Annotated in this window: 11 protein-coding genes, 1 tRNA gene and 1 riboswitch; of the genes, 7 read left to right on the forward strand and 5 right to left on the reverse strand. The window is 63.3% G+C overall.

What is annotated here, in order from left to right; genetic code table 11:
• Positions 1-229 precede the first annotated feature (229 nt).
• From pstS to phoU, 5 genes are all read left to right on the forward strand, one after another.
• Entirely contained in the window at positions 230-1,192 is a 963-nt protein-coding gene (gene pstS / locus ACT01B_RS14860; protein WP_445147495.1) for a phosphate ABC transporter substrate-binding protein PstS, read from the forward strand.
• A 193-nt stretch (positions 1,193-1,385) separates the two neighbouring features.
• Positions 1,386-2,405: a phosphate ABC transporter permease subunit PstC gene (gene pstC, locus ACT01B_RS14865; protein WP_445144011.1), complete on the forward strand. Its 1,020-nt coding sequence runs from the start codon at positions 1,386-1,388 to the stop codon at positions 2,403-2,405.
• Positions 2,405-3,277, forward strand: coding sequence for a phosphate ABC transporter permease PstA (gene pstA, locus ACT01B_RS14870; RefSeq protein ID WP_445144012.1), 873 nt, complete (start codon positions 2,405-2,407; stop codon positions 3,275-3,277). Before pstC ends, pstA begins: the two co-directional genes overlap by 1 nt.
• A complete protein-coding gene (pstB, locus tag ACT01B_RS14875) occupies positions 3,270-4,085 on the forward strand; it encodes a phosphate ABC transporter ATP-binding protein PstB (protein ID WP_445144013.1) in 816 nt (271 codons plus the stop codon). The genes pstA and pstB overlap by 8 nt, the downstream gene beginning before the upstream one ends.
• Positions 4,086-4,177: 92 nt before the next feature.
• Positions 4,178-4,912 carry a phosphate signaling complex protein PhoU gene (gene phoU / locus ACT01B_RS14880; RefSeq protein WP_445144014.1) on the forward strand — a complete coding sequence of 245 codons (735 nt, stop codon included), beginning with the start codon at positions 4,178-4,180 and terminating at the stop codon, positions 4,910-4,912.
• A gap of 64 nt (positions 4,913-4,976) precedes the next feature.
• On the opposite strand, the gene ACT01B_RS14885 is transcribed toward phoU, so the two are convergent.
• From ACT01B_RS14885 to rnr, 3 genes are read right to left on the reverse strand one after another with little or no spacing between them, the layout of a single operon-like run.
• Positions 4,977-5,243 carry a CBU_0592 family membrane protein gene (locus ACT01B_RS14885; protein ID WP_445144015.1) on the reverse strand — a complete coding sequence of 89 codons (267 nt, stop codon included), beginning with the start codon at positions 5,241-5,243 and terminating at the stop codon, positions 4,977-4,979.
• A complete protein-coding gene (rlmB, locus tag ACT01B_RS14890; protein ID WP_445144016.1) occupies positions 5,240-5,986 on the reverse strand; it encodes a 23S rRNA (guanosine(2251)-2'-O)-methyltransferase RlmB in 747 nt (248 codons plus the stop codon). The genes ACT01B_RS14885 and rlmB overlap by 4 nt, the downstream gene beginning before the upstream one ends.
• A gap of 3 nt (positions 5,987-5,989) precedes the next feature.
• Entirely contained in the window at positions 5,990-8,473 is a 2,484-nt protein-coding gene (gene rnr / locus ACT01B_RS14895; RefSeq protein ID WP_445147496.1) for a ribonuclease R, read from the reverse strand.
• 264 nt (positions 8,474-8,737) lie between these two features.
• Here rnr and ACT01B_RS14900 point away from each other — a divergent pair.
• Positions 8,738-8,822 (forward strand) — tRNA-Leu (locus ACT01B_RS14900).
• A gap of 72 nt (positions 8,823-8,894) precedes the next feature.
• Here ACT01B_RS14900 and ACT01B_RS14905 read toward each other — a convergent pair.
• Together ACT01B_RS14905 and ACT01B_RS14910 are read right to left on the reverse strand one after the other, a co-directional pair.
• Positions 8,895-9,188: a GYD domain-containing protein gene (locus ACT01B_RS14905; protein WP_445144017.1), complete on the reverse strand. Its 294-nt coding sequence runs from the start codon at positions 9,186-9,188 to the stop codon at positions 8,895-8,897.
• A gap of 215 nt (positions 9,189-9,403) precedes the next feature.
• A complete protein-coding gene (locus tag ACT01B_RS14910) occupies positions 9,404-9,823 on the reverse strand; it encodes a VOC family protein (RefSeq protein ID WP_445144018.1) in 420 nt (139 codons plus the stop codon).
• A 224-nt stretch (positions 9,824-10,047) separates the two neighbouring features.
• Positions 10,048-10,141: riboswitch (glycine riboswitch) on the forward strand.
• A 53-nt stretch (positions 10,142-10,194) separates the two neighbouring features.
• On the opposite strand from ACT01B_RS14910, the gene gcvP reads away from it, so the two are divergent.
• Entirely contained in the window at positions 10,195-13,086 is a 2,892-nt protein-coding gene (gcvP, locus tag ACT01B_RS14915; RefSeq protein ID WP_445144019.1) for an aminomethyl-transferring glycine dehydrogenase, read from the forward strand.
• The last annotated feature ends 403 nt before the right edge of the window (positions 13,087-13,489 follow it).

Consider the following 13,489-nt stretch of genomic DNA (forward strand, 5'->3'; position numbering starts at 1 on the left):
TTGAGTTGCGCTGCCGCGGCGTTGCCGAGGGCCACAAAATGACAGTCCATGACGGATTGTCATAATGCTGAAACATTAAGCTCATCTCATTGCAACACGTTGCGCATGAAATTGAGGGCGGGCGGGAATCCCCGTAACCCTTCGCTAAGGAGCCACCGTGTTGACCTCAACCAAGTCCCTATCTCGCATCGGCGTGACCGCCGTGTTTGCCGCCGCCTCGCTGTTCGGCATGGCCGCCCAGGCTACCGACATTACCGGTGCCGGCTCGAGCTTCGTCTACCCGGTGCTCTCGAAGTGGTCCGCCGGCTACGCCGAAAAGACCGGCAACAAGCTGAACTACCAGTCGGTGGGTTCGGGCGCTGGCGTCGCGCAGATCAAGGAAGGCACCATCGACTTCGGCGCGACCGATGCACCGGTCAAGCCGGAAGATCTCGCCCAGTTTGGCCTGGGCCAGTTCCCGGTCGTGGTCGGCGGCATCGTGCCGGTGGTCAACATTACCGGTATCGAAGCGGGCCAGATCAAGCTGGACGGTGCCACCCTCGCCGACATCTTCCTCGGCAAGATCACCAACTGGAACGACCCGCGCATCGCCGCGCTGAACGCCGGCCTGAACCTGCCAACCGCCAAGATCACCGTCGTGCATCGCTCGGACGGCTCGGGCACCACCTTCAACTTCACCAACTACCTGTCCAAGGTCAGCCCGGATTGGGCCGGCAAGGTCAAGTACGGCACGGCCGTCGAATGGCCGACCGGCGTGGGTGGCAAGGGTAACGAAGGCGTGTCGCAGTACGTCAAGCAGATCAAGGGCTCGATCGGCTACGTCGAGTATGCCTACGCGGTCAAGAACAAGATCAGCTGGATCAACCTGAAGAATGCCGCCGGCCAGTTCGTGGCTCCCAGCGCCGAGGGCTTTGCCGCCGCCGCCGCTACCGCCGACTGGGCCAGCGCCAAGGACTTCAACCTGATCATGACCAATGCGCCGGGCGCAACTGCTTGGCCGATCACGGCGACCACCTGGGCCGTGATGTACAAGAAGCCGAAGAACGCCGAGCACACCAAGGTCGCGTTCGACTTCTTCAAGTGGGCGCTGGAGAACGGCCAGAAAGATGCCGCTTCACTCGACTATGTCGCTCTGCCGGATACCCTGGTCAAGAAGATCGAAGCTTATTGGGCTAGCGAGTACAAGCACTGAGATCCGCTCGTGCCGGTCATGCTATGGCAACCGGCACGATCTAACGTCAACGCTGCTTGATCGCACCGCATGGGCCGCCCGACCAACGTCGGGCGGCTTGTTGCTGGAAAGACACCAGGCTTTGGCGCACGCTTACCGACCGGAAAGGCCCCGTGCCAGCCGGACCTCGAGAAACCTGAGGGATCGACATTACATGCAAGCGAACGTAGGCGCCGTCTCCACGGCCATGGCACAGGAAGCGCGCTCGCACCGCGACGCGCGGCACGATCGCCTGTTCGGCTGGATACTCAGAGCCTGCGCCCTGCTGGTCCTGGCCTGCCTGCTGGGCGCCGCGGGCGCCACCCTGTGGGGTGGCCGTCACGCCTTCAGCACCTTCGGCTGGCACTTCCTGGTCAGCGATGCATGGGACCCGAGCAGCGACACCTACGGCGCGCTGGTGCCTGTGTACGGCACTGTAGCCACCTCGCTGATCGCCCTGCTGATCGCCGTGCCGGTGAGCTTCGGCATCGCGCTCTATCTTTCCGAAGTGGCGCCACCGTGGCTGCGCACCCCGGTCGCTTCGGCGATCGAGCTGCTGGCCGGCATCCCTTCGATCATCTACGGCATGTGGGGCTTGTTTGTCTTTGCGCCCTTCTTCGCCGATCACATCAAACCCTGGCTGACCAACTACCTGGGCAGCAAGCCCGACGACGGCAAGCTGTCGTGGGTGGCCCAGCATGTGCCCTTCGTCGGCAGCCTGTTCGGCAGCGACTATCCGTTCGGCGCCAGCGTACTGACGGCCGGCATCGTGCTGGCGGTGATGATCATCCCGTTCATTTCCTCGGTGATGCGCGAGGTGTTCCAGACCGTACCGACGCGCCTGAAGGAGTCGGCCTATGCGCTCGGTTCGAGCACCTGGGAGGTGTCGTGGGACATCGTGCTGCCCTATACCCGCTCGGCGGTGATCGGTGGCATCTTCCTGGGCCTGGGCCGTGCTCTGGGCGAGACCATGGCGGTGACCTTCGTGCTGGGCAATGCGATGAAGCTGTCGCCCTCCATCCTGGATCCGGGCGCGTCGATTGCCTCGACCATCGCCAACCAATTCAGCGAGGCCGCCGGCCTGCAGAAATCCACCCTGATGGCACTAGCCTTCCTGCTGTTCGTGGTCACCTTCATCGTGCTGCTGATCGCGCGCTTCATGCTGCGGCAGCTGGCCCATAAGGAGGGTCGCTGATGGACAGTTCGTTCCTCTACACCCGTCGTCGCATCACCAATGCGTTGGCGCTGACGCTGAGCATGTTCGCCACCCTGATCGGCCTGATCTTCCTGGCCTGGATCCTGTGGGAAACGCTACGCCAGGGCATTGGCGCGCTCAATCTGAATCTGTTCACCAAGATCACCGCGTACGGCGAGGATGGTGGCCTGCTCAACGCGATGGTCGGCAGCCTGATCATCAACTTCATCGGCATCGCCATCGCCACGCCGATCGGCGTGCTGGCAGGCGCCTGGCTGGCGGAATACGCCAACCGCACCCGCCTGGGCGAGTCGATCCGCTTCCTCAACGACATCCTGCTGTCCGCGCCATCCATCGTGTTGGGCCTGTTCGTCTACACCATCATCGTGCTGCCAACCACGGCGCTCACCAGCGGCAACACCACCTTCTCCGGCCTGGCCGGTGGCGTGGCGCTGGCGTTGATCGCGCTGCCGGTGATCGTGCGCACGACCGACGAGATGCTGCGCCTGGTGCCCTCCACCTTGCGCGAAGCCTCGCTGTCGCTGGGCATTCCACAATGGAAACTGACCACGCAAATCCTGATGCGCGCAGCACGCTCGGGCATCATCACGGGTGTGCTGCTGGCGCTGGCCCGCATCAGTGGCGAGACGGCCCCGCTGCTGTTCACCGCCTTCGGCAACAACTACATGACCTTCAACCCGATGGACAAGATGTCCAGCCTGCCGCAGATGATCTACCAATACGCCAACGATCCAGGCGAGGGATTGCACGCCATTGCCTGGGCGGGTGCGTTCGTTATCACCATGTTCGTTCTGCTGCTTAGCCTTGCTTCCCGTCTGGTCTTTTCACGCAACAAGGTGTCCCATGACTGAGTCCGCCGCCGCCGGCATCCACCCGCAGTCCGCGGCTACGCCAGCCCAGATCGCGCCGACCAAACTGAAGGTGCGCGACCTGCACTTCTACTACGATGGGTTCCATGCGCTGAAAGGCATCAACATGGACATCCCGGAGAAGAAGGTCACCGCGATCATCGGTCCCTCGGGCTGCGGCAAGTCCACCCTGCTGCGCATCTTCAACCGAATCTACGCGATCTATCCCAAGCTCGAGGCCAAGGGCGAAATCGTCCTGGACGAGGAAAACATCCTCGATGCGAGCTATTCGATGAACCGCCTGCGCAGCAAGGTCGGCATGGTGTTCCAGAAGCCGGTGCCGTTCCCGATGACGATCTTCGAGAACGTGGCCTACGGTATCCGCCATCACGAAAAACTTTCGCGCGCCGACATGGATATCCGCGTGGAGCAGGCCCTGCGCAGCGCAGCCCTGTGGGACGAAGTGAAAGACAAGCTAAAGCAAAACGCGCTGAGCCTCTCCGGCGGACAGCAGCAGCGTCTGTGCATCGCGCGCGGCATCGCGCTGAAGCCGGAAGTGCTGCTGCTGGACGAGCCGACCTCCGCCCTCGACCCGATCGCCACCAGCCGCATCGAGCAGCTGGTGGAAGAGCTCAAGAGCGAGTACACCATCGTTATCGTTACGCATAACATGCAGCAGGCGGCGCGCTGCTCCGATCTCACCGCCTTCATGTACCTGGGCGAGCTGATCGAGTTCGATCGCACCGAGCAGATCTTCACCAAGCCGACCAAGAAGCAGACCGAGGACTACATCACCGGTCGCTTCGGCTAAAGCGATAGGCTCCCTCTCCCCTCCGGGGAGAGGGTTGGGGTGAGGGGTCACGCCGCCTCACCCCACCCTACTGGACGCATAAGAGAATCCACATGAGCGGCAGCAGCAAAGAACACATCATCAAGAGCTACGACGACGAGCTGACCCGCCTCACCGGCGAAATCGTCCGCATGGGCGAGCTCGCGGTGGGCCAGCTTGAATCGGCCATCGACGTGATCGAGCGCCGCGACGAACGCGCCGCCCAGCACGTGGTCGGCAACGATGACGCCATCGACCTGCTCGAGCAGGAAATCAGCCATGACGTGGTGCGCCTGTTGGCACTGCGCGCGCCGATCGCCGGCGACTTGCGCAACGTGTTCGCCGCGCTGCGCATCGCCGCCGACATCGAACGCATCGGCGACTACGCTGCCAATGTGGCCAAGCGCTCCATCCCTCTGTCGATGGTCGCTCCTGTCGCGCCCACCAGCGGCCTGGGCTACCTGGCCGAGCTCGCCGCCGCCGAAGTGCGCGAGGTGCTGCTTGCCTACCGCGACCGCGATGCCGAACGGGCCTATCAGGTGTGGAAGGACGACGCCGAACTGGATGAGGCCTATACCGGCTACTTCCGTCAGCTGCTCACCTACATGATGGAAGACCCGCGCAACATCACGCCGTGCACGCACCTGTTGTTCATGGCCAAGAACATCGAGCGCATCGGCGACCACGCCACCAACATCGCCGAGAACATCTGGTACCAGGTGAACGGTGAACCGCTGACGGCGCAGCGCGCGAAGCGCGACTTCACCTCGAGCCCGGAGTTCACCAGGCTCGGCGAGAAGAAGGACTGACCCCACCGCGGCCTGGTCGCGTGTGTTGTAGGAGCGCACAGGGTGCGCTCCTACAACAACAAAGTCAGCGCAGGCGGCGATTCAGGCGTGCGGAATGCACGATGCCGTAGATGCCGATGACGATCCACGCCACCTGCATCAGGAACGCCGGCCAGTTCATGGTCGCGGCACCGAAGATCAGCGAGAGCACCACGCCGACGGCGCCCAGCACGTTCATCAGCTGGTAGATGATGCCGTTGCCGTGCAGCTTGCGCAGCTGCAGCAACAGGAAGGCGCACAGCACCAGCACTACGCCGATGTAGCCCGCCCAGTCGTGCCAGAAGAACGTCATCGCTTTTCACTCCTTTGCCGCAATGCCTCGAACAGCACGACGCCGGTCGCCACGGAGACATTGAGGCTCTCCATTGAACCGGGCATCGGGATCTTCGCCACGAAATCGCAGGTCTCGCGTGTAAGCCGGCGCATGCCTTCACCTTCGCTACCCAGCACCAGGGCCACCGGGCCCTTCATGTCGACGCTGTAGATCGAGGTATCGGTATCGCCCGCCAGGCCGGTGATCCACACGCCAGCATCCTTCAAGGTGCGTAGCGCGCGTGCCAGGTTGGTGACGGCAATCAGCGGAACGCGATCCGCACCGCCAGCCGACGCGCGACGCACCACGGGCGTCAGGCCCACCGCGCGGTCCTTGGGCACGATGACCGCCGTGGCGCGCGCGGCCGCCGCACTACGCAGGCAGGCACCGAGATTGTGTGGATCGGTGACACCGTCCAGCACCAGGATCAGCGCGTCCTGCCCGGCCTGCTCGACCAGGCCGTCAATATCGTTTTCACTACCCATCGGCGGCGCTTCGTAGCGCGCCACCACACCTTGGTGCCGCGCCTCACCCGCCAGCTTGTCCAGGTCCTCGCGCGGCCGATGGTGCACAGGAATATTCAGCGACTTGGCCCGCGCGGCCAGTTCCTGCACGCGTGCATTGCGCTGCCCCTGCTCCACCAGCAACTCGCTCACACGCGCAGCGTCATTGCTCAACGCACCTTCGACCGGGTTGATCCCGACGATCCAGCTGTCACTCATTAGTTAGCCTTTCTTCTTGCCGCCCTTGCGGGCTCTTGAGGTTGCCTTGGACGCAGCGTCCTTGACGGCCTTGAACTTGCCCTGGGCCGCTGATTTGACCTTGGAGAACATGCTTTTCCCGGCAGCCGGGCTCGTTGCCGCCGACGGAGGCCTGTCAGCGCTCGGTGCGTCCTTCCTGCCTGTTGCCGCCGCTCGCGGCGCAACCGTGCCCGCATTATCGCGCGAGCCCGGTCGCGCCGTCGCCTTGCGTCCCGCGGGCAATGAGTAGCGATCGCCTGCAGCCGCATAGTCGTAACGGCGCTCGGTGCCGGTCGGCTTGGCTTCGGCGCGCGGCGCCACCAGGCGGAAGTCGATCTTGCGATCCTCCAGGCTGGCACGCAGCACCTGGATGCGCACGTGATCGCCCAGGCGATGTTGCGCGCCGGTACGCTCGCCCTTCAACAAATGCCGAACCGGGTCGAAGTGGTAGTAGTCGTTGGACAGCTGGCTGATATGCACCAGCCCCGACACCTTCGATTCGTCCAGCTCCACGAACAGGCCGAAGGAAGTGACACCGGTGACGGTGCCCTCGAATTCACTGCCTACGTGCTTGGACATCCACGCGCACTTGAAGCGCTCGTCGACATCGCGCTCGGCCTCTTCCGCACGTCGCTCGCGCTGCGAGCAGTGCACCGCCATACCGGCCATCTCGGTGGGCGTATAGCTGTAGCCCGACGGCTTGCCGCCGGTAATCGCATAACGGATCGCGCGATGCACCAGCAAGTCAGGATAGCGGCGGATCGGCGACGTGAAGTGCGCGTACGCCTCCAGCGCCAGTCCGAAATGCCCGCGATTGTCCGGCTGATAAGCGGCCATGCTTTGCGCGCGTAATAGCACCGACTGGATCAGCTCACGCTCCGGGCGATCCTGCACCAGCCGCAGCACATCGGCGAAATCGCCCGGCGTCACTTCGTCCACGGGTGGCATGCTCAACTTGAACTCGCGCAGGAACTGCTGCAGATCCTCGTACTTTTCCGCCGGCGGCGGTTCGTGCGCACGGAACAGCGCAGGGATCTTCTTCGTCTCGAGGAACAGCGCCGCCTGTACGTTGGCGGCGATCATGCATTCCTCGATCAGCTTGTGCGCATCATTGCGCTGGGTGGCGCCCATCGCGGCCACTTCACCGGTCTGATCGAGACGGAACTTCACTTCCGGTGTTTCGAAATCGATGGCGCCACGACGTTTGCGCTGCGCCGCCATGAGCTTGTAGAGCCCGTGCAGATGCTCCAGCTGCGGCATCACGTCGGCCAGCTCGTGGCGCGCATCCGCCTCATTAAGACCAATGGCCTGCCACACGCGGTCGTAGGTCAGACGCGCATGCGAACGCATCACCGCGTCGTAGAACTTCGAACGAATCACCACGCCTTCGGCATCAATCTGCATATCGCAGACCATGCACAGGCGCTCGACCTTGGGGTTCAACGAGCAGATGCCGTTGGAGAGCGTCTCCGGCAACATCGGCACTACAAACCCCGGGAAATACGTGGACGTGCTGCGCTCGTAGGCCTCGCGGTCCAGAGCCGCACCCACCCGCACATAGTGCGATACGTCGGCGATGGCCACGACCAGGCGATAACCGCCACCACGACGCGGCTCGGCAAACACGGCATCGTCGAAATCACGCGCGTCGGCGCCATCGATGGTGACCAGCGGCAGCGTACGCAGATCCATCCTGCCCTCGCGCTCCGCCGCGCTCACCTCAGGCTCGACCTGAGCCGCTTCGCGCACGACCACATCCGGCCATTCGTGTGGCAAGTCGTGGCTGGCGATCGCCATCTCCACCAGCAACGACGGCTGCAGCCGTTCGCCGAGCACCGCGCGGATCGCGCCGAGCGGGCCACGATGCGGCGATGGCGGATCGGTGATCTCGGCCACCACAATCTGGCCGGAACGCGCCCCCATGTCCTGCCCAGGCACGATCATGATGTCCTGATGCAGGCGCCGGTCATCGGGCGCCACCAACATCACGCCATTTTCGATCACCACGCGACCGACCAGTCGCGGCGAGCGACGCTGGAGCACTTCGACGATCGCGCCCTGCTTGCGGCCGCGACGGTCGATACCCACCACGCTGGCCAGCACGCGGTCGCCGTGCAGCACCATGCGCATCTGTTGCGGCGAAAGATAAAGATCATCGCCACCATCATCGGGACGCAGGAAGCCGTAGCCTTCTGCGTTGGCCAGCACGACGCCGGGAATCAGGTCGAGCTTGTTGGCCGGCGCATAGCCGCCACGTCGGCCGAGCAGCAGCTGCCCATCGCGCACCATCGCGCCAAGGCGCTTACGCAGTGCATTGAGGTCGTTTTCGTCGTGCAGCGACAGCGTCTCGGCGATGCGCGCCTCGGTCAACAACTCGCCTCGCTCGGCCAGCAGGGCGAGGATCGCCTCACGACTGGGAATGGGACGTTCATAGCGCTGAGCCTCACGCTCTGCATGCGGGTCGTTCATTTCGCCCCCACGCTTGCGCGAGGACGGATCGACGGCCGAGCGCTTGGCACGGGGAGCGGGTTTCTTCGGCGCAGCGGGGCCCTGCTTCGCTCCCTGCTTGCTGCTGCGCGGTTCCTTGTTTCTGGTCACATCCTTGCCTTTGTCTGGGGTGTCGAACCGCGAACGCCGCGGCTCGATGAAAAATCAGTGAAAGAATAGTTGACAACCTACCGTCACATGCCTAATCTACGCGGCTCACGCAGCCCGTAAAGCAGCGCGACACCTGCCCAGGTGGCGGAATTGGTAGACGCACTAGTTTCAGGTACTAGCGGGTAAAACCGTGGAGGTTCGAGTCCTCTCCTGGGCACCAATTGTAGACGAAGCCCGCCGCAAGGCGGGCTTCTTCGTTTCCCGGTCCGTTCAACATCGAACACGGTCCGCACTATCCGACCTTGCTCAAGATGGCCTGCATTTCTTCTGCTGGGAAAGCACGCAAGGTTTGCGAGCGCGTATTGCCGGCAGCGCCGATGGTCAGCGCGAATGCCGTTGCCGCCAGTTCGTCCGAGGCCTCGATAACGATCACCATGTCGTATTGCCCGAGCGTCCAGTAGATATCCTTGATCCTCGCGCCATATTTGCCTGCCGCCGACTTGACGGCTTCGGCCCGCTTGACCGTATCCTTGACCGATCGTATGCCCTGGTCGGTGAAGTGAATGAGGGAGACGTAGGTTGCCATGTTCGAACTCCTCGACAAGATCGACTATCGACACGGGAGCGTGGGCGGCACCTGAGCCGGCGCCGGTCCCATGGCGTCCGCCTGTGGTTTTGCGTTGCGCAGCGGAGCGAGACGAGACATGGCAACGCCCGCCATTCGGCGAAGCATCCACCGGACTCTAGCCCGGCGAGCGAATGCGCCGGGTGAAGGCTTGGCAAGTCTTCAGGCACAACCACTCAGGCTGCCGGCGGCCCCTTCAACTCCACCATGTTGCCCTGTGGGTCGTATAGATAGATCGACGGACCTTCGCCCTTGGCGCCATAACGCGAACCGATCTCTCCCACACGTACGTCGTGCGCTTTGAGGTGAGCGACGATGGCGGCTTCATCGTAGTTCTCCACCCGCAGGCACAGATGGTCCATGTTGTGCCCTTCCGCGCCCGGCCCGGCGCCACCCAGCCGACCCAGCCTGCCGTCGAGCGATACCAGGTCGATGAGCGAATCACCGGCGCGCAACTGCACCAGGCCGATCTCGTCCTGCCGTCGCTCCTCCCGACACCCCAGCACGTCGCAATAGAAACGCTGCATGGCGGCGGTATCGCGCACGCGCAGCACCACGTGATCAATTTGGGCCAGCTGGAACGGGGGCTGTTTCATGCAGGTCTCTGCCTAGGCGGGCCTTTCATCTTATGCCTCCTGAGACACCCTGCCGCAACCGATAAAAGCCGGGGCAGTACCGCGACTGAAGACTCCGCTCGCCAGGGAGGCAAACTGCCCCGGCGCGTTCTATAATTATGGTTTAGCGCGTGGTGGGAGAAGCGGTGAGAGCCGCTGCCGAAGGCGCAACGCCCGTAATCGCTCAGGCCCCATACCATCACCCGCAACAACACTCTGGAGAGACCGGTTGAATCCGGCGCCGAAGGGGCACGAAGCGCGAGCTTCCAAACTCTCAGGCAAAAGGACAGAGGGGCGCTCCACGTGCGGCTTGCACGTCCGGCCTTTATCGGCCATTTCCGGACGCCCCTGTCATGAGTCAGAACGCTAATCCTTCCCTGCGTGACCTCGAGCACCACGACGCTTTCATCGAGCGTCATATCGGCCCCAACGACGCCGAAATCGCCAGCATGCTGCGCCTGCTCGGTTACGACTCGCTGGAAGCGATGACCGACGCCATCGTGCCGGGCAAGATCAAGTCGCCGGCCCCGCTGGCCCTGCCCTCGCCGATCACCGAAGTCGAAGCACTGGCCAAGATCCGCGCCATCGCCGACAAGAACCAGGTGTTCCGCAGCTTCATCGGCCAGGGTTACTACGGCACCCTCACGCCCAACGTCATCCTGCGCAACATCCTGGAGAACCCCGCGTGGTACACGGCTTATACGCCGTATCAGGCAGAGATCTCGCAAGGCCGCATGGAAGCGTTGATCAACTTCCAGACCATGTGCGCCGACCTCACCGGCATGGAGATCGCGAATGCGTCCCTGCTGGACGAAGGCACCGCCGCCGCCGAAGCGATGACCCTGGCCAAGCGCTCGGCCAAGTCGAAGTCGAACGTGTTCTTCGTGTCCAACGCCGTGCATCCGCAGACGTTGGAAGTGCTCAAGACCCGCGCCGAAGCGATGGGCATTGAGCTGCATATCGGCAATGACAGCGAAGCCACCCACGTCGAGAGCTACGGCGTGCTGCTGCAATACCCGAATACCTTTGGCCAGATCGGCGACTACAAGGCGCTGGCGGACCACGTGCATGCACGCCACGGCGTGGTCTGCGTCGCCACCGACCTGCTCGCACTTACCTTGATCGCCTCGCCAGGCGAATGGGGTGCCGATATCGTGGTGGGCAACACCCAGCGCTTCGGCGTGCCGTTCGGTTTCGGCGGCCCGCATGCTGCGTTCATGGCCTGCCGCGACTCCTACAAGCGTTCGATGCCGGGCCGCCTGATCGGCGTCTCCATTGATGCCGAAGGCAAGCCGGCCTATCGCCTCACCTTGCAGACGCGCGAACAACATATCCGCCGCGAGAAAGCCACCTCCAACATCTGCACCGCCCAGGTGTTGCTCGCCGTGATGGCCAGCATGTACGCCGTGTACCACGGCCCGGAAGGCCTCACCCGCATCGCCCGTCGCGTGCATCGCCTGGCCGCGATCCTGTTCGTGGCACTGCGCCAGGTTGGCGTGGCCGTCGGCACTGACTTCTTCGACACGCTGCACGTTACCGGTGTGGATGCGGCCTCGCTGCATGCCAAGGCAAGTGCCGCAGGTATCAATCTGCGCCCGATCGACGCCAGCAGCGTCGGCGTGAGCCTTGACGAAACCACCACGCGGGCCGACGTGGTTGCCCTCGCAACCGTGTTCGGCGCTGCCATCACCGACATCGATGCACTCGATGCCAACACGCACGACGGCCTGCCCGCCAACCTGCTGCGCAAGACCAAGTTCCTTACCCACCCGGCCTTCAATACGCATCACAGCGAGCATGAGCTGCTGCGTTACATGCGTTCGTTGGCCGACAAGGACCTGGCGATGGATCGCACCATGATCCCGCTAGGCAGCTGCACCATGAAGCTCAATGCCACCGCCGAGATGATACCGGTGACGTGGCCTGAGTTCGGCAATATCCATCCGCTGGCGCCGACCGAGCAGACCACCGGCTACAAGCAGCTGATCGAAGAGCTGGAAGCGATGCTGGTGGAATGCACCGGCTACGATGCGGTCAGCCTGCAGCCGAACTCCGGCGCCCAGGGCGAATACGCAGGCCTGCTGGCGATCCGCGCCTATCACCGCTCGCGCGGCGAAGCGCATCGCGACATCTGCCTGATCCCGGAATCGGCCCACGGCACCAACCCCGCTTCCGCGCAGATGTGCGGCATGCAGGTGGTGGTGACCAAGTGCGATGCGAACGGCAACGTCGATGTCGACGACATCAAGCGCGCCGCCGAGAAATTCAGCAACCGCCTCGCTGCGCTGATGATCACCTACCCGTCCACGCACGGCGTGTTCGAGGAAGACATCGTCAAGATCTGCGAGATCGTGCACGAGCACGGTGGCCAGGTGTACACCGACGGCGCCAATATGAATGCGTTGGTCGGCGTGGCCAAGCCCGGCAAGTGGGGCTCGGACGTCTCGCATCTGAACCTGCACAAGACGTTCTGCATTCCGCATGGCGGTGGTGGCCCAGGTGTGGGGCCGTGCGCCGTGAAGTCGCATCTCGCTCCCTTCCTCCCGCGCACGTTTGGCGGTGAAGGCGAAGTGGGCATGGTCAGCGCGGCCAGCTTCGGCTCGGCCTCGATCCTGCCGATCAGCTGGATGTACATCACCATGATGGGCGCCAGTGGTCTGCGCCGTGCCACCCAGGTGGCTCTGCTCAACGCGAACTACATCGCCAAGCGCCTGGCACCGCATTACGAGACGCTCTACACCGGTCGTAACGGTCTGGTGGCGCATGAGTGCATTCTCGACCTGCGTCCGCTCAAGGATGCCACCGGCATCGGCGCCGAAGACGTGGCCAAGCGCCTGATCGACTTCGGCTTCCACGCCCCGACGTTGAGCTTCCCGGTGGCCGGTACGCTGATGGTCGAGCCGACCGAGAGCGAGAGCCAGTACGAGCTGGATCGCTTCATCGATGCGATGATCCAGATCCGCGACGAAATCCGCGCCGTCGACGAAGGCAAACTCGATCGCGAGGACAACCCGCTCAAGCACGCGCCACACACTGCCGTCATGGTGTCGGCGACCGAGTGGACCCACGCCTATCCGCGCGAACTGGCCGCCTTCCCGCTGCCCAGCCTGAAGTTCCAGAAGTACTGGTCGCCAGTGGCGCGCGTGGACAATGTCTACGGCGACAAGAACGTATTCTGCAGCTGCGTGCCGGTGGAAGCGTTCAAGGGCGAGATCGAAGCCTTCAGCGAACCGAACGTGGCGTAACGTTTCCTAGGCTTGCTGAGAAGGGCTCCGCATGCGGAGCCCTTTTTTATTTGCCCGTCACCACACCCCCGTCCTGTTGGAGCGCACCCCGTGCGCGATAAACCTACGTAGCGGTGACGCTGACGAGCCGTGATCACGCACGGGGTGCGCTCCTACATAGGCGGACAACGTTGTCAGCGAGTGTCGACTTCCGGACAGCGAAGCATTGGCGTAGCAGTGACCGTCCTTCTGCAATGCATCATCCATCCAAGCCAAATGCCAGCTTGCGTACTCTCGGCATACGCCGCAATGCGCCATAAACGTGCTGCATTGCGGTAGATAACAACTCGTTATATGCGCTTGTCACCTCTTTGCAATTTCACGGCAGCCGTCACAGTTTGGCGGCCAGGTTGGAGACAACGTT

The sequence above is a fragment of the Dyella sp. Tek66A03 genome (genome assembly GCF_052567735.1).

Coding starts and splice junctions, on each gene's coding strand:
- pstC (WP_445144011.1), top strand. CDS start 1,386: ATGCAAGCGAACGTAGGCGCCGTCTCCACGGCCATGGCACAGGAAGCG.
- rlmB (WP_445144016.1), bottom strand. CDS start 5,986: ATGAGTGACAGCTGGATCGTCGGGATCAACCCGGTCGAAGGTGCGTTG.
- gcvP (WP_445144019.1), top strand. CDS start 10,195: ATGAGTCAGAACGCTAATCCTTCCCTGCGTGACCTCGAGCACCACGAC.
- rnr (WP_445147496.1), bottom strand. CDS start 8,473: ATGAACGACCCGCATGCAGAGCGTGAGGCTCAGCGCTATGAACGTCCC.
- pstA (WP_445144012.1), top strand. CDS start 2,405: ATGGACAGTTCGTTCCTCTACACCCGTCGTCGCATCACCAATGCGTTG.
- pstS (WP_445147495.1), top strand. CDS start 230: ATGGCCGCCCAGGCTACCGACATTACCGGTGCCGGCTCGAGCTTCGTC.
- pstB (WP_445144013.1), top strand. CDS start 3,270: ATGACTGAGTCCGCCGCCGCCGGCATCCACCCGCAGTCCGCGGCTACG.
- phoU (WP_445144014.1), top strand. CDS start 4,178: ATGAGCGGCAGCAGCAAAGAACACATCATCAAGAGCTACGACGACGAG.
- ACT01B_RS14910 (WP_445144018.1), bottom strand. CDS start 9,823: ATGAAACAGCCCCCGTTCCAGCTGGCCCAAATTGATCACGTGGTGCTG.
- ACT01B_RS14885 (WP_445144015.1), bottom strand. CDS start 5,243: ATGACGTTCTTCTGGCACGACTGGGCGGGCTACATCGGCGTAGTGCTG.
- ACT01B_RS14905 (WP_445144017.1), bottom strand. CDS start 9,188: ATGGCAACCTACGTCTCCCTCATTCACTTCACCGACCAGGGCATACGA.